This window comes from Nocardia testacea NBRC 100365, from assembly GCF_000308775.1.
GTDB classification, from domain to species: domain Bacteria; phylum Actinomycetota; class Actinomycetes; order Mycobacteriales; family Mycobacteriaceae; genus Nocardia; species Nocardia testacea.
Genome location: NZ_BAGJ01000104.1, coordinates 23,862 through 42,282 on the forward strand (window position 1 = coordinate 23,862; position 18,421 = coordinate 42,282).

17 protein-coding genes are annotated in these 18,421 nt (G+C 69.8%); 10 read left to right on the forward strand and 7 right to left on the reverse strand.

The window, feature by feature from the left end; genetic code table 11:
* Positions 1 to 66 precede the first annotated feature (66 nt).
* Positions 67 to 1,299: a PucR family transcriptional regulator gene (locus ON38_RS15405; protein ID WP_039825486.1), complete on the reverse strand. Its 1,233-nt coding sequence runs from the start codon at positions 1,297 to 1,299 to the stop codon at positions 67 to 69.
* 138 nt (positions 1,300 to 1,437) lie between these two features.
* The gene (locus tag ON38_RS15410) at positions 1,438 to 1,788 is read right to left on the reverse strand and encodes a hypothetical protein (protein WP_039825504.1); all 351 of its coding nucleotides are present in this window, start codon (positions 1,786 to 1,788) and stop codon (positions 1,438 to 1,440) included.
* 136 nt (positions 1,789 to 1,924) lie between these two features.
* Here ON38_RS15410 and ON38_RS15415 point away from each other — a divergent pair, with 136 nt between their 5' ends.
* Positions 1,925 to 2,890: a quinone oxidoreductase family protein gene (locus tag ON38_RS15415; RefSeq protein WP_039825487.1), complete on the forward strand. Its 966-nt coding sequence runs from the start codon at positions 1,925 to 1,927 to the stop codon at positions 2,888 to 2,890.
* Between the two features lie 21 nt (positions 2,891 to 2,911).
* On the opposite strand, the gene ON38_RS15420 is transcribed toward ON38_RS15415, so the two are convergent.
* Positions 2,912 to 3,514, reverse strand: coding sequence for a TetR/AcrR family transcriptional regulator (locus ON38_RS15420; protein WP_039825488.1), 603 nt, complete (start codon positions 3,512 to 3,514; stop codon positions 2,912 to 2,914).
* 97 nt (positions 3,515 to 3,611) lie between these two features.
* On the opposite strand from ON38_RS15420, the gene ON38_RS15425 reads away from it, so the two are divergent.
* Entirely contained in the window at positions 3,612 to 5,039 is a 1,428-nt protein-coding gene (locus ON38_RS15425) for an FAD-dependent monooxygenase (protein WP_039825489.1), read from the forward strand.
* A 290-nt stretch (positions 5,040 to 5,329) separates the two neighbouring features.
* On the opposite strand, the gene ON38_RS15430 is transcribed toward ON38_RS15425, so the two are convergent.
* On the reverse strand, positions 5,330 to 6,319 hold the full coding sequence (locus tag ON38_RS15430; RefSeq protein WP_051164824.1) for a heme o synthase: 990 nt from the start codon (positions 6,317 to 6,319) through the stop codon (positions 5,330 to 5,332).
* A gap of 349 nt (positions 6,320 to 6,668) precedes the next feature.
* Here ON38_RS15430 and tkt point away from each other — a divergent pair, with 349 nt between their 5' ends.
* Genes tkt through pgl form a run of 5 tightly spaced genes read left to right on the forward strand, consistent with a single transcriptional unit; the run spans position 6,669 to position 13,180 of the window.
* Positions 6,669 to 8,810: a transketolase gene (tkt, locus tag ON38_RS15435; RefSeq protein ID WP_039825491.1), complete on the forward strand. Its 2,142-nt coding sequence runs from the start codon at positions 6,669 to 6,671 to the stop codon at positions 8,808 to 8,810.
* 6 nt (positions 8,811 to 8,816) lie between these two features.
* Positions 8,817 to 9,959: a transaldolase gene (gene tal, locus ON38_RS15440; RefSeq protein ID WP_039825492.1), complete on the forward strand. Its 1,143-nt coding sequence runs from the start codon at positions 8,817 to 8,819 to the stop codon at positions 9,957 to 9,959.
* 5 nt (positions 9,960 to 9,964) lie between these two features.
* Positions 9,965 to 11,539: a glucose-6-phosphate dehydrogenase gene (zwf, locus tag ON38_RS15445; protein ID WP_039825493.1), complete on the forward strand. Its 1,575-nt coding sequence runs from the start codon at positions 9,965 to 9,967 to the stop codon at positions 11,537 to 11,539.
* Positions 11,536 to 12,447, forward strand: coding sequence for a glucose-6-phosphate dehydrogenase assembly protein OpcA (gene opcA, locus ON38_RS15450; RefSeq protein ID WP_174372420.1), 912 nt, complete (start codon positions 11,536 to 11,538; stop codon positions 12,445 to 12,447). The genes zwf and opcA overlap by 4 nt, the downstream gene beginning before the upstream one ends.
* A complete protein-coding gene (gene pgl, locus ON38_RS15455) occupies positions 12,437 to 13,180 on the forward strand; it encodes a 6-phosphogluconolactonase (RefSeq protein WP_039825495.1) in 744 nt (247 codons plus the stop codon). Before opcA ends, pgl begins: the two co-directional genes overlap by 11 nt.
* On the opposite strand, the gene ON38_RS15460 is transcribed toward pgl, so the two are convergent.
* On the reverse strand, positions 13,172 to 13,705 hold the full coding sequence (locus ON38_RS15460; RefSeq protein WP_051164825.1) for an anthrone oxygenase family protein: 534 nt from the start codon (positions 13,703 to 13,705) through the stop codon (positions 13,172 to 13,174). The two genes, pgl and ON38_RS15460, sit on opposite strands and share 9 nt — an antisense overlap.
* Positions 13,706 to 13,791: 86 nt before the next feature.
* Between ON38_RS15460 and ON38_RS15465 the strand changes: the two genes are divergently transcribed.
* Positions 13,792 to 14,391 carry a TetR/AcrR family transcriptional regulator gene (locus tag ON38_RS15465; RefSeq protein ID WP_039825496.1) on the forward strand — a complete coding sequence of 200 codons (600 nt, stop codon included), beginning with the start codon at positions 13,792 to 13,794 and terminating at the stop codon, positions 14,389 to 14,391.
* A 95-nt stretch (positions 14,392 to 14,486) separates the two neighbouring features.
* Here the strand turns inward: ON38_RS15465 and ON38_RS15470 are convergent, their stop codons facing one another.
* The gene (locus ON38_RS15470) at positions 14,487 to 15,221 is read right to left on the reverse strand and encodes a TetR/AcrR family transcriptional regulator (RefSeq protein WP_083872705.1); all 735 of its coding nucleotides are present in this window, start codon (positions 15,219 to 15,221) and stop codon (positions 14,487 to 14,489) included.
* Between the two features lie 74 nt (positions 15,222 to 15,295).
* Here ON38_RS15470 and ON38_RS15475 point away from each other — a divergent pair, with 74 nt between their 5' ends.
* Both ON38_RS15475 and ON38_RS15480 read left to right on the forward strand, forming a co-directional pair.
* A complete protein-coding gene (locus ON38_RS15475) occupies positions 15,296 to 15,610 on the forward strand; it encodes a DUF1330 domain-containing protein (RefSeq protein ID WP_039825497.1) in 315 nt (104 codons plus the stop codon).
* An 85-nt stretch (positions 15,611 to 15,695) separates the two neighbouring features.
* Positions 15,696 to 18,032 carry a thiamine pyrophosphate-dependent enzyme gene (locus ON38_RS15480; protein ID WP_083872706.1) on the forward strand — a complete coding sequence of 779 codons (2,337 nt, stop codon included), beginning with the start codon at positions 15,696 to 15,698 and terminating at the stop codon, positions 18,030 to 18,032.
* 1 nt (position 18,033) lies between these two features.
* Here ON38_RS15480 and ON38_RS15485 read toward each other — a convergent pair.
* A partial coding sequence (locus tag ON38_RS15485; protein WP_039825498.1) for a protocatechuate dioxygenase occupies positions 18,034 to 18,421 on the reverse strand: 388 nt, incomplete at its 5' end.

Consider the following 18,421-nt stretch of genomic DNA (forward strand, 5'->3'; position numbering starts at 1 on the left):
CGGATAGACGGGGCCGCCGAGGCTCGGCAGCCCCCCGGCCTCCCGGGGGGCTGCCGCCGTGCCGGGTCAGGTGCCGCTCGCCCCGTTCTGATAACTGCGTGCCACCAGCGCCGAGGTCAGATACCACAGACCCGTGGGAATCGCCGGATCGAATCCGGTGAGCATCCGGACTCGTTTGAGCCGGTAGTCGAGCGTATTGGTGTGCATATGCATGAGCCGGGCGGTGCGTTGCCGGTTGAAGTTGTTGGCGATGTGCTGACGCAGCGTTTCCAGTAGCTCGGGATGTTCGTCCAGCGGATCCAGAATGGCGCTCAGGTGCTCGCGGGCCGGGCCCGGCCGGGTGATCTGGAACTCCAGCGCCAGATCGGTGAACCGGTGCAGGCCGCCGCCGTCGGTGATGCGCTGCACGGTATCGAGGAGTTCGTGGGCGCGGTCGGTGGCGTCGGGGATCTCGGCGGTGGCCGCGGTGACCACGGTGCCCGTGACGGGTACCTGCGCCGCCTGCGACAGGCGGGCGATCAGATCGTCCAGGGTGTCCTCGGGGAAAGCGTCCGCGGGCAACAGCACCGTACCGCCGTCGATACTCAGCAGCGACAGCGCTTTCTCACCGCAGCTGCGGGCGAGCTCGGCCTGGACCCGGCGCAGTTTGCGCCGGGCGACGATCCGGCCGTCGACCCGGGGCGCGGATTCGTCCGGATGCGGCGGCAGTGCGAGCGCCAGGACCTGGTAGGACCCGGCGATCTCGATACCACATTCGCGGGCCATGGTGGCGGTGCTGTGCCCGCCGAGCAGCGCCGAGGTCAAGGTGTGCACCGCCGTGTGGTGTTCGGAGACCACCCCGCGATACTCGCCCACATACGCCAGCGCCACCTCCGAGGTGATGGTGTCCAGGATTTCCAGCATCCGGCGGGCGGTGGCGGCCAGGGTCGCCGAATCCGCCGGCCCCGCGGTGGCGATGATGCGGTCGAAACCGAGTTTGAAGCCTTCGTGGATGGCGTGGTTGATCGTGTCGATCGGGATACCCTCGCGCGCCCATTCGGCGGCGGCTTCCCGGACCTGTTCGATCTTCTCCGGTAGCTCGCGGCCGTCGAGCCGGCTCACCGTGAGTTCCAGGCAGAGCCGGGTCACCGCGGTGACATCACCCTGGAGCGCGTCACCCGGAAGCGTCCCGCACGGTGCCACATGCTCGACGAAATGACCGACCATCTGACGCGACAGGGTCGATACGTCCCGTAGGTGGTTCGAGATCGGACGGCCGGACACCGTGAGTCTGGAACGGGTCGGACTACTGACCGTCATAGCGGCTCCTTCTACCCCGGGGCTGACGCTCGAGGCACTAACGGTAGCGCGAACCGGTTACCCGTCAGTAGTTTTTGCTCGGGAAACTGTTCGACCTACCTGCGGCCCGGCCGCCCGACCTGTGAGCACCCACAGGCGTCAGCTCTCGTTGCGAGCCTTCGGAAATCGCGTCTGACCGGCGACCCAGCCGGCCATCTTCGCCCAGTGCCCGCGCCGCGGCGTGGTACGGGCGACCAGGTCGCGTTCCCAGCCCTCGGCGGCGGTGAGACCGTCCACCGCATCGATGACCGCCTGCGCGGTGGCGGTATCGGCGACCATCCGGTCCCCGAGGACACCGTCGGAGCCCACCAGGGTGAGCCGTACGCCCCGGCGGCCCACCGGCTGCGGTACGGCCTCGGCCGAACCCCCGTGCGCGGCGACGAACTTGCGCACCGACTCGACGACCTCGCGGGGCGCGGCGACGGTGGCGGTGGCGGAATCTGCACTCATGCCGGAGAGTTTACCGGCGAGTAGGGCGGCGCCCCGGGGCCCGGTCCGAACCACCCGACCACCGCCACGGCAGGGACGGTCCCGCTGCGCCGGACCCCTGCGTTCCGGGTGCGGGCACCGGTGTAGAACTGGTCTCATGCGCGCGATCCAGGTAGAACGACACGGCGGTCCGGAAGTGCTGACCCTCGCCGAGGTTCCCGATCCGGAGCCCGGACCGAATCAGCTACTGGTCGATATCGATGCCGTCGGCGTCAATTTCATCGACACCTATTTCCGCACCGGCACCTATCCGCGCCCGGTGCCCTACATACCGGGTTCCGAGGGTACCGGAGTGGTGGCCGAAATCGGTTCCGAGGTCACCGAATTCGCCGTCGGCGACCGGGTGGCCTGGGCGGCGGCCCCGAACAGCTACGCCCCGCGCGCCGTGGTGGACGAGGCGGTCGCCGTGGCGGTGCCCGGCGATATCGACCCGGCGGTGGCGGCCTCGGCTCTGCTGCAGGGAATGACGGCGCACTATCTCATCGAATCGGTCTACCGCCCCGAACCGGGCGAGACGGTCCTGGTGCACGCCGGGGCGGGCGGGGTCGGACTACTGCTCACCCAGCTGGCCGCGGCGCGCGATATCCGGGTGATCACCACGGTGTCCACCGACGAGAAGGAGGCGCTGTCGCGCGGGGCCGGGGCATGGGAGGTGCTGCGCTACGGCGACGATCTCGCCGAGCGGGTCCGCGAGCTGACCGGCGGCGAGGGCGTCGCGGCGGTCTACGACGGCGTGGGCGCGGCCACCTTCGACGCGAGCCTCGCCTCGCTGCGGGTCCGCGGCACGCTGGCACTGTTCGGCGCGGCCAGCGGCCCGGTGCCGCCGGTGGATCTGCAGCGGCTCAACGCGGCCGGGTCGGTGTTCGTGACGCGGCCCAATATCGCCCACTACACCCGCGACCGCGCCGAACTGGTCTGGCGGGCCGGCGATATCTTCGAGGCCGTGGCCGACGGCTCGCTCACCGTCCGGATCGGCGCGACCTACCCGCTGGCCGAAGCCGAACAGGCGCATCGCGATCTGGAGAGCCGCAAGACCACCGGCTCGATCGTCCTGCTGCCCTGATCCGTCCGGCCGGGCGCGGCCTCAGTAGTCGCGCCCGGTCAAACCGCGGTAGACGAAGCGCGTCAGGCTCGCCACGGCGTCGTCGTCGGATATCCGCACCGCACCGTCCTCGACCCCGGCCGCGATGGCCTGGACGAGGTAGAACATCATCGCCAGGCTGGTGTCGACCGTACCGGGCAGCGTCATGCCCTTCGCTGCCAAGCCGTCCAGATGGTCGGCGATATCCCGGCGTTGTTCCGCGCCGAATTGCGCCATCTCGCGGGCGAATTCCTCATTGACCAGGGCAGCCTGTCCCATCGCCCGCATGACCGCGGCGTGCTCACGGGCGAAGCGCCAGAAGCCGGCTATATGGAACCGGACGGCGTCGGGGTCGCTGAAGTCCGGATTGTGCTCGGCCTGCCCGGCCTGTTCGTCCCCGGCCTGCCCCAGATCGGCGAGCAGCGCCCGGAGCAGTTCCTCCTTGCTCGCGAAATGGTTGTAGAACGAACCCGCCGACCGGCCCGCCGCCGCGGTGATGTCGGTGATCTTGGTGTTCAGATAGCCGCGTTCCGCGAAGACTCGCCGTGCGGCCGCCTTGAGCGCCTGCTCCGTTTCTTCCGCCCGTTCGCGACGGCTCGATCCCACCGACCTCACCTCCTTGACACGGCAACCTACCAACCTCAATACTGAATTCAGATTCACTGAATTTAAATTCACTCAAGTTTCCGGTCAGGAGTCCCCCATGTCGTCATCCGTCCTCATCGCCGGTGCCGGCCCCACCGGCCTCACCCTCGCCCTGGACCTGGCCCGGCGGAATATCGCCGTGCGCCTCGTCGACAAGTCCGTCGAGTTCTGCCCCGGATCGCGCGGTGACGGCATCCAGCCCCGGACCCTCGAGGCATTCGACGACCTGGGCGTGCTCGACGCCGTGCGGGCGGCGGGCGCGCCGGCGCCGGTCATGCGGGCCTATTTCGACGGGCAGCCGGTCGGCGAGCACCGGATGGCCGAACCCGTCGATCCCACCCCGGCGGTCCCCTACCCCAACAGCTGGTTCCTCGGGCAGGCGCAGACCGAGGCGATCCTGCGGACCCGGCTGGCGGAGTTCGGGATACGGGTAGAACTCGGCACGACACTCGTATCGTTCGCTCAGGACGAGGCGAGCGTCACGGCGCACCTGGCGAGCGACCGGGGCACGGAAACCGTGCGGGTCGCCTACCTGGTCGGCGCCGACGGCGGCGGCAGTACGGTCCGCAAACAGGCCGGGATCGCGTTCGACGGAACCACCGATGAATCACTGCGCATGCTGCTCGGTGACGTCCGGGCCGACGCCCTCGACCACGACTACGGCTACTGGTTCGCCGCCGCCGCGGAGCCGACCCGGGGGATCGCGCTGTCGCCGCTACCGGGCGGGCGTCATTTCCAGTTCGCCGCGCCCCTCGCCGACGGCACCGAACCCACCCTGGAGGCTTTGCAGGCAGCCATGGATCGCTGGTCGGGGCGCACCGATATCACCCTGACCGATCTGATCTGGGCAACGGCCTGGCGGCCCAATATCCGGCTCGCCGCGCGGTTCCGGGCCGGGCGCGTGCTGCTCGCGGGCGATGCCGCGCATGTGCATCCGCCCACCGGTGGGCAGGGTATGAACACCGGCATCCAGGACGCCTACAACCTGGGCTGGAAACTCGCGGCCGCGCTGGCCGGCGACGACGGGCCGCTGTCCACCTACGAACCGGAACGCCGCGCGGTCGCGGCCCGGGTGCTCGGTATCAGCTCCGCGCTGCTCGGCAAGCTCATCGACGGTGCGGAAGATGCCATGGAACGCGGCGAGGAGACCCGCCAGCTCGATATCAGCTACCGCGACCCGGCCGACAGCCGCCCTGTCGCGGCCGGCGACCGCGCCCCCGACGCACCGCTGAAGGGCGCCGACGGGCAGCCGCTGCGGCTGTTCGATCTCTTCCGCGGACCGCATGCCACCCTGCTGTGCTTCGGCGCCACGGACGAGTTGCCCGCACTGCCCGGCACCCGGAGTTACGCGGTGGTCGAACCGGGCACCGCGAACGCCGGTCCCGCGGTGATCGATGTCGAGGGCCACGCCCGCGCTGCCTACCACGCCGGCGCGGGGACGCGAATTCTGATCCGTCCCGACGGCTATATCGGGCAGGTCGACTGACGGCTAGCGGCGGCCGATCCCCGCCCGGCAGTCTCCCGCGGCGCTTCAGCGGCGTTCCGGCATCGCGTCGGCACCCCACCTGCCCTACCGATCAGCGTGTAACTCGAGGATCGGGTCCCTGCGCCCCTGCTGTCGTCCGGGATACCCACGAGCGTCTTCGCCGGACCCGGGTCGGTTGGGCCCACAGCCGCGGCCACCCGATGCCCGGCTCGCCCAGATCCGCGCAGGTCACTCCCAGAACCAGGCGCTACCGGGAGGGCCGGTGCGGCCCACCGGTGTGGCGCCGGGGTTCAGCCGAAGAAGACGTCGCCCAGCGTGGTCCAGCCGAGTACCGAATCGACGGCCAGACCGCAGAACACCACCGCCAGGTAGTTGTTGGACTGGAGGAACAGCCGCAGCGGTTTGACCGATTCGCCCCGGCGCACCCCGGCGTAGAGCTGGTGGGCCATCAGCAGGAACCAGGCGCCGGCGACCAGGGCCACCGCCGTGTAGATCACTCCGGTGGCCGGAACCAGTGCCAGCGTGGTGAGCACGGTCAGCCAGGTGTAGACGACGATCTGTTTGGTGACGGTCTGTTCGGTGGCGACCACCGGCAGCATCGGCACCCCGGCCGCGCGATAGTCCTCCTTGTAGCGCATGGCCAGCGCCCACGTATGGGGCGGCGTCCAGAAGAAGATCACGCCGAACAGCGCGAGCGCGGGCCAGCCGATGGTGCCGGTGACCGCCGACCAGCCGACCAGCGCGGGCATACATCCGGCCGCGCCGCCCCACACCACGTTCTGCGAGGTACGCCGTTTGAGGCCGAGGGTGTAGACGAAGACGTAGAACAGGATGGTCGCGACGACCAGCACACCGCTGAGCAGATTGGCCTGCCACCACAGCCACGCGAACGAGCCGATGCCCAGTACGACCCCGAAGACGAAGGCGTGCGAGGTGGGGACCGCGTCGCGGGCCAGCGGCCGCTTGGCGGTCCGCTTCATCACCTTGTCGATATCGGCGTCGGCGACGCAGTTGAGCGTATTGGCGCTGGCCGCGCCCATCCAGCCGCCGAACAGGGTCGCCAGGATCAGCCGGATATCGACCGTGCCGCGGTCGGCCAGCAACATCGTGGGGATGGTGGCCACCAGCAACAGTTCGATGACGCGCGGTTTGGTGAGCGCGATATAGGCGAGCGGGCGGCGGGCGACGCGGGCGAGCCTCTCGCTGCCGAGGACGCGGTCCGCGGGTGCCGGAGCGGAATCGTGGGCGCCGCCGACCCCCGTGTCATGACCGATCCGCACTATCTCTCCTCGCACGCTGTGCTTCCGCATCCGGTTTGGGAAGGAGCAGCGCGCGGCTGCGACGCGGCTACTACTACACACGATGGTAGACCCACGCCCGGTGCCCGCCGCCGCTCGCCCCTGTGCGCCCGCCCCGGCGCCGCGTTCCGCGGTGTGCCCGGCGCGGCCGGACATCGCGGCCATCCGGGGAACGACCGGCTCGCGCGACTGGCCGGGGGGCGTGCACGGGGGCGGCCGGTCGCAATTAGGGTAGGGGGTGTATGCGGCGCCACAGTCACCGCGCCGCACCGGTTCGCCACCCTGCCCGCCCCCAATTTCGACGCCTCGAAATGTCAGGAGAAACACGGTCGTGTCAGTGACAGACGACATCCGCGCCCTCACCCAGCCGAACCTTCCGGACGACTGGACGGATCTGGACACCAAAGCTGTCGACACCGTCCGGGTCCTGGCCGCCGACGCGGTGCAGGCCGCGGGCAACGGCCACCCCGGTACGGCCATGAGCCTGGCGCCGCTGGCCTACACGCTGTTCCAGCGCACCATGCGGCACGACCCCGCCGATCCCGAGTGGGTGGGCCGCGACCGGTTCGTCCTGTCCTGCGGGCACTCCAGCCTGACCCTCTACATCCAGCTGTACCTGGCCGGTTTCGGTCTGGAACTCGACGATCTGCGCAACCTGCGCAAATGGGGTTCGCTGACCCCGGGCCACCCGGAGTACCGGCACACCAAGGGCGTGGAGATCACCACCGGCCCGCTGGGCCAGGGCCTGGCCTCGGCGGTGGGTATGGCCATGGCCGCCCGCCGTGAACGCGGTCTGTTCGACCCCGCGGCGAAAGCCGGCGCCAGCCCGTTCGATCACCACATCTACGTGATCGCCTCCGACGGCGATATGGAAGAGGGCGTCACCTCCGAGGCCTCCTCGCTGGCGGGCACCCAGCAGCTGGGCAACCTGGTCGTGATCTACGACGACAACAAGATCTCCATCGAGGACGACACCACCATCGCCTTCACCGAGGATGTAGCGGCGCGCTACGCGGCCTACGGCTGGCATGTGCAGGTGGTCGAGGGCGGCGAGGACGTCGTGGCGATCGAGGCGGCGCTGGCGGCGGCCAAGGCCGAGATCGGCAAGCCCTCGCTGATCCTGCTCCGCACCATCATCGGCTACCCGGCGCCGAACAAGATGAACACCGGCGCTTCGCACGGCGCGGCGCTCGGTGCCGACGAGGTGGCCGCCACCAAACGCGCTCTGGGCTTCGATCCCGAGCAGAGCTTCCAGGTCACCGACGAGGTCATCGCGCACACCCGCAAGGCCGCCGAACGCGGCGCGCGGGCGCACGCGGACTGGACCGTCGAATTCGACGCCTGGGCCCAGCGTGCGCCCGAGGCCAAGGCGTTGTTCGACCGGCTGTTCAACGGACAGTTGCCCGCGGGCTGGGACGCGGGCCTGCCCACCTGGGAACCCGACGCGAAGGGCCTGGCCACCCGGAAGGCCTCGGCCAAGGTGCTGGGCGCGCTGGGTCCGGTACTGCCGGAGCTGTGGGGCGGTTCGGCCGACCTCGCCGAATCGAACAACACCACCATCCCGGATTCGCTCAGCTTCGGCCCCGAGGCCATCTCGACCGGTATGTGGAAGGCGAGCCCCTACGGCCGGACCCTGCACTTCGGCGTCCGTGAGCACGCCATGGGCTCCATCCTCAACGGCATCGCCCTGCACGGCCCGACCCGCCCCTACGGCGGCACCTTCCTGGTGTTCAGCGATTACATGCGCCCGGCCGTCCGCCTGGCCGCGCTGATGCGGGTGCCGGTCACCTATGTCTGGACCCACGATTCGATCGGTCTCGGCGAGGACGGCCCGACCCACCAGCCCATCGAGCATCTGGCCGCGCTGCGCGCCATCCCGGGCCTGTCGGTGGTGCGTCCCGGTGACGCCAACGAAACCGCGTACGCCTGGCGCACCGTGATCGAGAAGCACAGCGGTAAGCACAATTCGCCGTTCGTCTCCAGCGATGCCGTGGGCACCCGCGGCCCGGCCGCCCTGGCGCTGACCCGCCAGGACCTGCCGGTACTGGAGGGCACCAGCCTCGAGGGTGTCGCCAAGGGCGGCTACATCCTGGCCGAGGCCTCCACCGGCGTGCCGCAGGTGATCCTCATCGGTACCGGCTCCGAGCTCCAGCTCGCCGTCGCCGCCCGCACTACGCTGGAGGAGCAGGGCATCGGTACCCGGGTGGTCTCGATGCCGTGCGTGGAGTGGTTCGACGCGCAGGACAGGGCGTATCGCGACGAGGTGCTGCCCCCGGCGGTCGCCGCGCGTGTCGTCGTCGAGGCCGGTATCGCGATGCCGTGGTACCGGTTCACCGGTGACGCGGGCGAGATCGTCTCGATCGAGCATTTCGGCGCCTCGGCCGACTACAAGACCCTGTTCCGCGAGTTCGGCTTCACGCCGGAGGCCGTCGTCGCCGCTGCGCAGCGCACGCTCGACAATGTGAAGGGATAAGGGCCCATGGCACAGAACGAGAACATCGCCGCCCTGGCCGCGGCCGGGGTATCGGTGTGGCTGGACGATCTGTCCCGCGATCGGATCAATTCCGGCAATCTCGCCGAACTGATCGCCACGCGCGGGGTCGTCGGAGTCACCACCAACCCCACCATTTTCCAGGGGGCCCTCAGCAAGGGCCACGCCTACGACGCGCAGGTCCGCGAACTGGCCGCGCGCGGCGCCGATGTCGACGCCGCGATCCGCACCATCACCACCGACGACGTCCGCGCGGCCTGCGATGTGCTGGCCCCGGTGTTCGAACGGACCGGCGGGGTCGACGGCCGGGTCTCCATCGAGGTGGATCCGCGCATGGCCTTCGACGCCGACAAGACCGTCGCCCAGGCGGTCGAACTGTGGAAGATCGTCGACCGGCCGAACCTGTTCATCAAGATCCCGGCCACCGAGGCGGGCCTGCCCGCCATCACCGCGGTGATCGAGGAGGGCATCAGCGTGAACGTCACGCTGATCTTCTCGGTGGAGCGGTACCGCGCGGTCATGGGCGCCTACCTCGACGGGCTGCGCAAGGCGCGGGTCGCCGGGCACGATCTGGGCAAGATCCATTCGGTGGCGTCGTTCTTCGTCTCCCGGGTGGACACCGAGATCGACAAACGCCTCGAGGCGATCGGCACCCCGGAGGCACTGGCACTGCGCGGTAAGGCCGGCGTCGCCAACGCCCGCCTCGCCTACGCCGAGTACGAGGACGTTTTCGCCCCCGGCGGCAACCACGCCTCGACCTACAAGCAGCTGGCCTCGTCCGGCGCCAACCGGCAGCGACCGCTGTGGGCCTCGACCGGCGTGAAGAACCCCGATTACCCGGACACCCTCTACGTGACCGAACTGGTCGCGCCGAACACGGTGAACACGCTGCCGGAGAAGACGCTCGAGGCCGTCGCCGATCACGGCGAGGTCCGCGGGGACACCGTTTCCGGCACGGCCGCCGAGGCCGCCGAGGTCTTCGACCGGCTGCGCGCGGCCGGTATCGATCTCGACGACGTCTTCGCCGTGCTCGAACGCGAGGGCGTGGACAAGTTCGAGAAGTCCTGGGAGGAACTACTGGAGGCCACCTCGGCCGAACTCCGGTCCGCTGCGGACGCAGGAGGTAACTGACCACGATGGCCGGCGCTCCGGAGAGCACTGACACCGCATCCGGCATCCCGTGGCGTAATCCGCTGCGGGACAGCCGGGACAAACGGATTCCGCGGATCGCGGGCCCGTGCAGCATGGTGATCTTCGGGGTCACCGGGGATCTGTCCCGGCGCAAACTCATGCCGGCCATCTACGATCTGGCGAACCGGGGGCTGCTGCCCCCGGGTTTCGCACTGGTCGGGTTCGCGCGCCGGGAGATGTCGGACCGCGATTTCGGCGATATCGTGCACGAGGCCGTCCGCGAGCACGCGCGCACCCCGTTCCGCCAGGAGGTCTGGAATCATCTGGCCGAGGGATTCCGGTTCGTCCAGGGCACCTTCGAGGACGGTGAGGCGTTCGGCCGCCTCGCCGAAACCCTGGCCCGGCTCGACGACGAGCGCGGCACCGGCGGTAACCACGCCTTCTACCTGTCGATTCCGCCGAACACCTTCCCGGTGGTGCTGGACCAGCTGCACCGCCACCGGCTGACCAGTTCCGCGGCTGCGCTCGGCCGCGCGCCGTGGCGGCGGGTCGTGATCGAGAAACCGTTCGGGCACGATCTCGACAGCGCACGCGAATTGAACGCCCTGGTGAACCGGGTGTTCCCCGAGGAGACGGTCTTCCGGATCGACCACTATCTCGGCAAGGAGACGGTGCAGAACATCCTGGCGCTGCGTTTCGCCAACCAGCTGTTCGATCCGATCTGGAACGCCAACTACGTCGACCACGTCCAGATCACCATGGCCGAGGACATCGGCCTGGGCGGCCGGGCCGGATACTACGACGGTATCGGCGCCGCCCGCGACGTGATCCAGAACCACCTGCTGCAATTGCTGGCGCTCACCGCCATGGAAGAGCCGATCAGCTTCGAACCCCGTCAGTTGCAGAACGAGAAGATCAAGGTCCTCTCCGCCACCAAACTCGTGGAACCGCTCGACGAGACCACCGCCCGCGGCCAGTACGCGGCAGGCTGGCAGGGCGGCCAGGAAGTGGTGGGCCTGCTCGACGAGGAGGGTTTCGATCCGCAGTCGCGCACCGAGACCTACGCGGCGCTGACCCTCGAGGTCGACACCCGGCGCTGGGCGGGGGTGCCGTTCTATCTGCGCACCGGTAAACGCCTGGGCCGACGGGTCACCGAGATCGCGGTGGTGTTCAAACGCGCCCCGCATCTGCCCTTCGATCAGACCATGACCGAGGAACTCGGCGAGAACGCGCTCGTCATCCGGGTTCAGCCCGACGAGGGCATCACCATGCGGTTCGGCTCGAAGGTGCCCGGGTCGTCGATGGAGGTGCGCGATGTGAACATGGACTTCAGTTACGGCGAGGCGTTCACCGAATCGTCCCCGGAGGCCTACGAGCGGCTCATCCTGGATGTACTGCTCGGCGAGCCCTCCCTGTTCCCGGTCAACGCGGAGGTCGAATTGTCCTGGCGCATCCTGGATCCGGTACTGGCCCACTGGGCCGCCGACGGGAAACCCGAGCAGTACGAGGCCGGGACCTGGGGCCCGGATTCCGCGGACGCTATGCTGGCCCGCACCGGCCGGGAATGGCGGCGGCCGTGATCATCGATATCCCCGACACCACGACCGGCGCGGTCACCAAACGCCTGGTACAGCTGCGCGAGAGCAACGGTGTGATCACCATGGGCCGGGTCCTGACCCTGGTGGTGTGCACACTGGACAGTTCCGAGGCCGAGGAGGCCATCGACGCCGCCAACGACGCCAGCCGCGAACACCCCTGCCGGGTGGTCGTGCTGGCGCGCGGCGACCGGTCGGCGCCGACCCGGCTGGACGCGCAGATCCGCGTCGGCGGGGACGCGGGCGCGGCCGAGGTGATCGTGCTGCGGCTGCAGGGCCAGCTGGTGAACCACGAGAACAGTGTGGTGATCCCGTTCCTGCTGCCCGATACCCCGGTGGTGGCGTGGTGGCCGCGCGGCGCCCCGGAGTTCCCCTCACGGGATTCGGTGGGCCGGTTGGCGACCCGGCGGATCACCGACGCCACCTTCGCTCCCGACCCGCAGGCGACCATCAAGAAACGGCGCGGCTCCTACGCGCCCGGCGATTCCGATCTGGCGTGGAGCCGGATCACCTATTGGCGGGCGTTGCTGGCCGCCGCGATGGACGAACCCCCGTTCGAACCCGTCCAGTCGGTGTCCGTTTCGGGCCTGCGCGACGAACCCGCGTTGGACATGCTGGCGGGCTGGCTGGCCCGGCGACTGGGGTGCCCCGTGTACCGGCAGACCGGGGAGCTGCGGGTGGAACTGCGCCGGAAATCGGTGTCCATCGCCATCGCGCGCCCGCAGACCGGTGTCACCGCGACGCTGACCCGCACCGGCGAGCCGGTGCAGCGGATCGCGCTTGCACGCCGCGAGACCCGCGACTGTCTGGCCGAGGAACTGCGCCGGCTGGACGCGGACGAGATCTATGCCGAGTCCCTGGCCGGAATCGAAGGAGTCGTCTATGACCACTAGCTCCGCAGCCGCCGTCGAAGTCCATGCCGACGGTGACGCCCTGACCACCGCCGCCGCCCGGTTGTTCGTCGAGGTCCTGGTCGCCGCACAGGCCGAACGCGGCTCGGCGTCGGTGGTGGTGACCGGCGGTGGAACCGGTATCACGCTGCTGGAGAAGGTCCGGAACGCCCCGGGCGATCTGGACTGGTCGAAACTCGATGTGTTCTGGGGCGACGAACGTTTCGTGCCCGCCGGGGACCCGGAGCGCAACGAACTCCAGGCCCACCGGGCCCTGCTGGATCACGTCCCGGTGGACCCGGCCCGGGTCCACACCGTGGCCACCTCCGACGGCGAATACCCCGACCCGGTCGAGGCCGCCGCCGAATACGCGACCGCCGTCCGCGCGCATCTCGCCGCCCATGGCGCGTTCGACCTCCATCTGCTCGGGATGGGCCCGGACGGGCACATCAATTCGCTCTTTCCCGGTCACACCGACACGATCGGTGAGGAGCACGAATACGCTGTCGCGGTCACCGATTCCCCCAAACCACCGCCGGTGCGCGTCACGCTGACCTATCCGGCGATCCGCCGCTCCCGCCATGTGGTGCTGGTGGTCGCCGGTTCCGGTAAGGCCGAGCCCGTGGCGGCGGCGCTGAACGGAGCCGACCCCCTGGAGATCCCGGCGGCGGGTGCGCACGGTGCGGAATCGACGACCTGGCTGCTGGATGAGGAAGCCGCCGCCGGATTACGCTGAGCGCGGTTCGACGGCGGCCGGCGATTGCGTGCGGGTCGCGCCACCGACAGCGCCGCCCCGGCTCTCGGTCCGGGCGGTGGCGAGCACGACGGCGATCACCAGGATGAACGCCGTGACGGCGCAACCGGTCCGGAGGAAGTGGAACATTTCCCAGCGGTGCAGGATCTCGGCGTAATCGGCCGGCGGAATGCCCACGGCCCACTGCTTGATGTGCTGGTTGATCGGGACGTTCCCGAAACGGGTCACCAGGAAAGAGGTGATCACCAGCGCCGACGCACCGCCGGCGAGCCACCGCGGCCACGCGCGCGAGCGCACGGCCAGCACCAGGGTGCTCAGGATCGCCAAACCCATCAGCGACTGCACGACCGGCCCGTTCACCCGCATCAGCGCCGTGTGGAACGTGAACCGGACGTCGAGCGGGACCGCACGAAACGCGTACAGCACATTCACCGCACCGTATCCGAAGGCCCCGGCCAGCAATCCGGGAAACAGCAGCGCTGCCGCGCGTACAGGTGTCGACCACATGGGGAAATCCCTTCCGGTATCGCAACACCGAGTTGCGATACCGTAAGAATGCCCGTGTGGCGCCGATATCGCAACAAGGAGTTGCAATGAATGCCGAAGCCCTCGGTCGTGGACCGAAGGTTCGCGCCGCCGTGCTGGCCGCGACCGTCGCCGAGCTGGGCGAGCACGGCTACGCCGCGTTCACCGTCGAGAACGTGGCGCGGCGCACCGGCGTACACAAGACCACCGTCTATCGCCGCTGGCCCGACCGTGACACGCTGATCACCGAAGCCTTGAGCGAGAGCGTCGCGACCGAGATCCCGGTTCCCGACACCGGTTCGATCGACGGCGATCTGCGGGTGCTGGCCCGCAGTCTGGTCGACTGGATCACCAGCCCGGCCGGCCGGGCGGTCCTCGCAGTGATGCTGTCCGGCGCCACCGGTGCACCGACGCCGTCGGATCCTGTCCGGCACGTCTTCCGTGATCGCATCCGCCGCACCCTGCCCCTGGTCGCTCGGGCCGTCGCCCGCGGCGAGCTGCCGGCGGGCACCGATGCCGCGGAGCTGATCAAAGCCCTGGTGGCGCCCATCTATCTGCGTGTGGTGATCACCGGGGAAAAGGTGGACGACCGCACCGCCGACCGGGCGGCCGCGGTGGCGCTCACCGCCGCGCGAACCGGGCTCTTCGCCGAGGACCCGCCCACATAACCGTGAACCGCCGGAATCCGCGCCTCGGCCCGGCATCCGATCCCGGGCGCTGCCGGAGCCGGACATCACGCTCGACCTCGCTCCGGGATCATCGATCAGTCGGTCGGCACCGCTCCCGGGCGGGGCAGGCCCAGCGAGGCCACGAGATCCAGCATTTCGGCATGATGCAGCGCCGCGGGGTTCTGCGCCACCGGATGGATATGGCCGTCGATCTCCAGTGCCACCAGGCCGTGCATCCGGCCCCACACCCGCAACGCCAGCGCCGCCGCGGCCGGAGCCACCTCCGGGAGGTCCTCGCGAACCTTCGCCACATAGTCGGGGTGCAGTTCGGCCCAGGAGGTCTCTGCCGGCAGCGGTGGGTCGGCGGCGGCCACCAGCCGGGTGAGTTCGCGGCAGACGCGGCGCGCGGTGCGATCCACCGGCCCGTCCTCCGGCGGACGGTAGCCGGGGACAGGATGCCCATAGAACAACCGGAACCCTTCCGGGTTGGCCAGCGCCCAGGTGCGCAGCGCACCACCCCAGGCCACCAGCCGTCCGGCCGGGTCACTCTCGGGCACGGCGTCGACCGCGACCCGCAGCGACTCCGCCAGCGAATCGCCGATACCACGGATCAGAGCGGTGATCAGATCGTCCCGGGTCGGGAAGTAGCTGTAGACGGCCCGCGCGGTCATACCCATCTCCCGCGCGATACCGCGCAGCGAGATCGCGCCCGGCCCTTCCTCGGCCATCTGCCGCAGCGCGATGGATTCGATCTCCCGGGTGGTTTCCGCGCGTAGCCGCGCCCGGCGACTCGGCACGCCCGTATCGGACCGGTTGTCGATCTTGACCACCTTGACAGGATACAGAGCATCAATAGTCTTATGCGTGTCATTACTACACGCCGTGTACTCCGATCGGAAATCGTATGCCCGCCTATGTGATAGCCAATGTGGAAGTTCTCGACGAGGAGGCGGGCTGGGCCTATGCCCCGGTCGCCCAGCAGTCGATACTCGAGTACGGGGGCCGCTACCTGGTCGCCGGGCCCACCTCCGGCACCGTCGAAGGCAGCTGGGACCTGCCCCGGCTGGTGATCCTCGAATTCCCCGATATGGAGCGGATCCGGCAGTGGTACGACTCGCCGGGGTATCGCCGGGCCAGGCAGATCCGGGAGGGCAAGATGCGGATACGCCTGTTGTTCTCCGAGGGCGTTCCGCCCGAAGGCTTCACCCTGCCCGCCTGACCCGCCGCGCGCCACGACACGAGGCCGATCCACTTCGCCACCGGATCACCGGTCCGCGACCTAGGCTGATGGCGGTGAGGACCCGGTGAGTATCCAGGACCCCGACCAGCGGTTCCGCGCGCAGATCGCGGCACTGCGCGTCCCCGTGCGGACCGCCGAGCAGATCCTGCCCCAGGGATTCACCGGCCGTGACTTCCTGGAGCTGTTCGACGCGCAGGTGCTGAGCCGGCAGGCCGATCTCGCCGCGCGGCGGCTGGGTGCGAGCGGGTGCGGCTTCTACAGCATCGGTTCGTCGGGGCATGAGGGCAATGTCGCGCTGGCGGCGGCGAGCCGGGTCACCGATCCGGTACTGCCGCACTATCGTTCGGGGGCCTTCTTCGTCCATCGCGCCCGCCGGGCGGGAGTGGCGGACCCGGTGCGCGATATCCTGCTGGGCGTGGTGGCCGCCGCGGCCGAGCCCCTCTCCGGGGGCCGGCACAAGGTGTTCGGCAGCGCGGTGGCGAATATCGTCCCGCAGACCTCCACCATCGCCTCGCAGCTGCCGCGCGCGGTCGGGCTCGCGTTCGCCCTCGACCGCGCCGCGCGGCTCGGAGTGGCCTGCCCGTGGCCCTCGGACTCGGTGGTGCTCTGCGGTTTCGGGGATGCCTCGGCCAATCATTCGACCGCGGCGGGCGCGATCAACGCCGCGGTCCACACCGCACATCTCGGCGTTTCCGTCCCGGTCCTGTTCGTCTGCGAGGACAACGGGATCGGGATCAGCGTGCCCACCCCGCCCGACTGGATCGAGCACGCCTACGGGCACCGGCCGGGCCTGCGCTGGTTCGGGGCCGACGGCTGCGACCTGCCCGACGCGGTACGCACCGCCGTGGCGGCGGTGGACTGGGTCCGCGCCCACCGGCGTCCGGCTTTTCTACATCTGCGCACCGTGCGGCTGTTCGGGCATGCCGGATCCGATGTGGAGAGCGCATACCTCGATACCGCCGCGATCGAAGCCGGCCTGGCGCGCGATCCGGTCGCCGCCACCGCGCGACTGCTGGTCGAGGCGGGTATCGGCACACCGCGGGAAGTGCTCGGCCGGTACGACCGGCTCGCCGATCAGGTCGCCTCGACCGCCGCGGAAGTGTGCCGGGAGCCGAAACTCACCACCGCCGGCGCGGTACTCGCACCGCTGGCTCCGGCCCGCCCGGATCAGGTGCGCGACGAGGTACAACGCCGGAGCGGCGAGCGGCCGGGAGCCGCGGCGCCCGCGGCCCGGCAGACAGCGGGTGGGCCGGTCACCACTTCGAACGCCGCCGCGGGATCCGGAAGCGGAGTCGGGCCGGAGGGAGGAACCCGCCCCGCCGGTGCGGCCGGCTCCGGACCCGGCGTGGCGGACGCAGCCGATGCCGGCTCGCAGACACTGGCGCAGGCGATCAACCGCACCCTCGCCGACCTGCTCGCCCGGGATCCCGAGATCCTCGTCTTCGGCGAGGACGTCGCCCGCAAGGGCGGCGTGTACGGCGTGACCAGGGGACTCCGCAAACAGTTCGGACCGCGACGGGTGTTCGATACCCTGCTCGACGAGCAGAGCGTCCTCGGGACGGCCCTCGGCGCCGGTCTGGCGGGTTTCCTGCCGATTCCGGAGATCCAGTACCTGGCCTATGTGCACAACGCGCTGGACCAGCTGCGCGGTGAGGCGGCGACCCTCTCGTTCTTCTCCGCCGGCCGCTACCGCAATCCGATGGTGGTACGTATCGCCGGATACGCCTACCAGCGCGGCTTCGGCGGCCATTTCCACAACGACAATTCCGTTGCCGCGCTGCGCGATATACCCGGAGTGATCGTGGCAACGCCGTCGCGGCCCGACGATGCGGCGGCCCTGCTGCGCACCTGTGTCGCCGCGGCCCGTGTGGACGGCCGCGTATGCGTGTTCCTGGAGCCCATCGCCCTCTATCACACCCGCGACCTGTACGAACCCGACGACGGACAGTGGGCGGCCACTGCGGAAACCGCCCACGTGCCGGTCGGCCGGGCCCGGGCCTACGGCGACGGCACGGATCTGACCATCGTCGCCTTCGCCAATTCGGTGCCGATGAGCCTGCGTGTGGCCCGCCGGCTCGCCCGGCGCGGTGCCGGGGTCCGGGTACTCGACCTGCGCTGGCTCGCCCCGCTTCCCGTCGCGGATCTGATCCGGCACGCCGAGGCCACCGGCCGGGTCCTGGTCGCCGACGAGACCCGGCGCAGCGGCGGCGTCTCCGAATCCGTGTGCGCGGCACTGGTGGACGCGGGATTCACCGGCGCGCTGGCCCGGGTCACGAGCGCGGACAGTTTCGTCCCGCTGGGGCCCGCGGCCGCGACCGTGCTGCTGAGCGAGGCCGATATCGACGCGGCCGCCGACCGGCTGCTCTCCGCGGACCGGCCCCGGCCCGGCGCCGCGCGGTAGGTCAGCGGTCGATACCGAGATTGATCGCTGCCAGAAAACTGTTACCCTGCCGCCCGACCACGAACATTCCCGACTCGTCGAAAATGAAATCTCCGGAGTTCTGGGTGTTGTCCTCCCATCCCGGGTGATCGGTGTAGGGCGCGGTCGCGTACACCGCCTTCTTGGTCTCGTCGTCGAAGTAGAGCTGGGTGGTCAGGACGGTCTTCTTGTCGATGTGCACCTTCACGTGGATATGGGTCGTCCGGCCGGTGTACCAGCCCGGGAAGATCGTGGTGAAGTAGGCGATCCCGTCCGCGCCGGTGGGTTGCGCGCCACGCAGATAGGTGCCGTCGTCGGTGGTCGCCGACTCCGCGTCGCCTTTGCTGTAGGAGCCGTCCGAGGAGCCACCC

Coding starts and splice junctions, on each gene's coding strand:
- pgl (WP_039825495.1), top strand. CDS start 12,437: ATGACCACTAGCTCCGCAGCCGCCGTCGAAGTCCATGCCGACGGTGAC.
- tal (WP_039825492.1), top strand. CDS start 8,817: ATGGCACAGAACGAGAACATCGCCGCCCTGGCCGCGGCCGGGGTATCG.
- ON38_RS15415 (WP_039825487.1), top strand. CDS start 1,925: ATGCGCGCGATCCAGGTAGAACGACACGGCGGTCCGGAAGTGCTGACC.
- ON38_RS15460 (WP_051164825.1), bottom strand. CDS start 13,705: ATGTGGTCGACACCTGTACGCGCGGCAGCGCTGCTGTTTCCCGGATTG.
- zwf (WP_039825493.1), top strand. CDS start 9,965: ATGGCCGGCGCTCCGGAGAGCACTGACACCGCATCCGGCATCCCGTGG.
- ON38_RS15425 (WP_039825489.1), top strand. CDS start 3,612: ATGTCGTCATCCGTCCTCATCGCCGGTGCCGGCCCCACCGGCCTCACC.
- ON38_RS15465 (WP_039825496.1), top strand. CDS start 13,792: ATGAATGCCGAAGCCCTCGGTCGTGGACCGAAGGTTCGCGCCGCCGTG.
- ON38_RS15475 (WP_039825497.1), top strand. CDS start 15,296: ATGCCCGCCTATGTGATAGCCAATGTGGAAGTTCTCGACGAGGAGGCG.
- ON38_RS15405 (WP_039825486.1), bottom strand. CDS start 1,299: ATGACGGTCAGTAGTCCGACCCGTTCCAGACTCACGGTGTCCGGCCGT.
- ON38_RS15410 (WP_039825504.1), bottom strand. CDS start 1,788: ATGAGTGCAGATTCCGCCACCGCCACCGTCGCCGCGCCCCGCGAGGTC.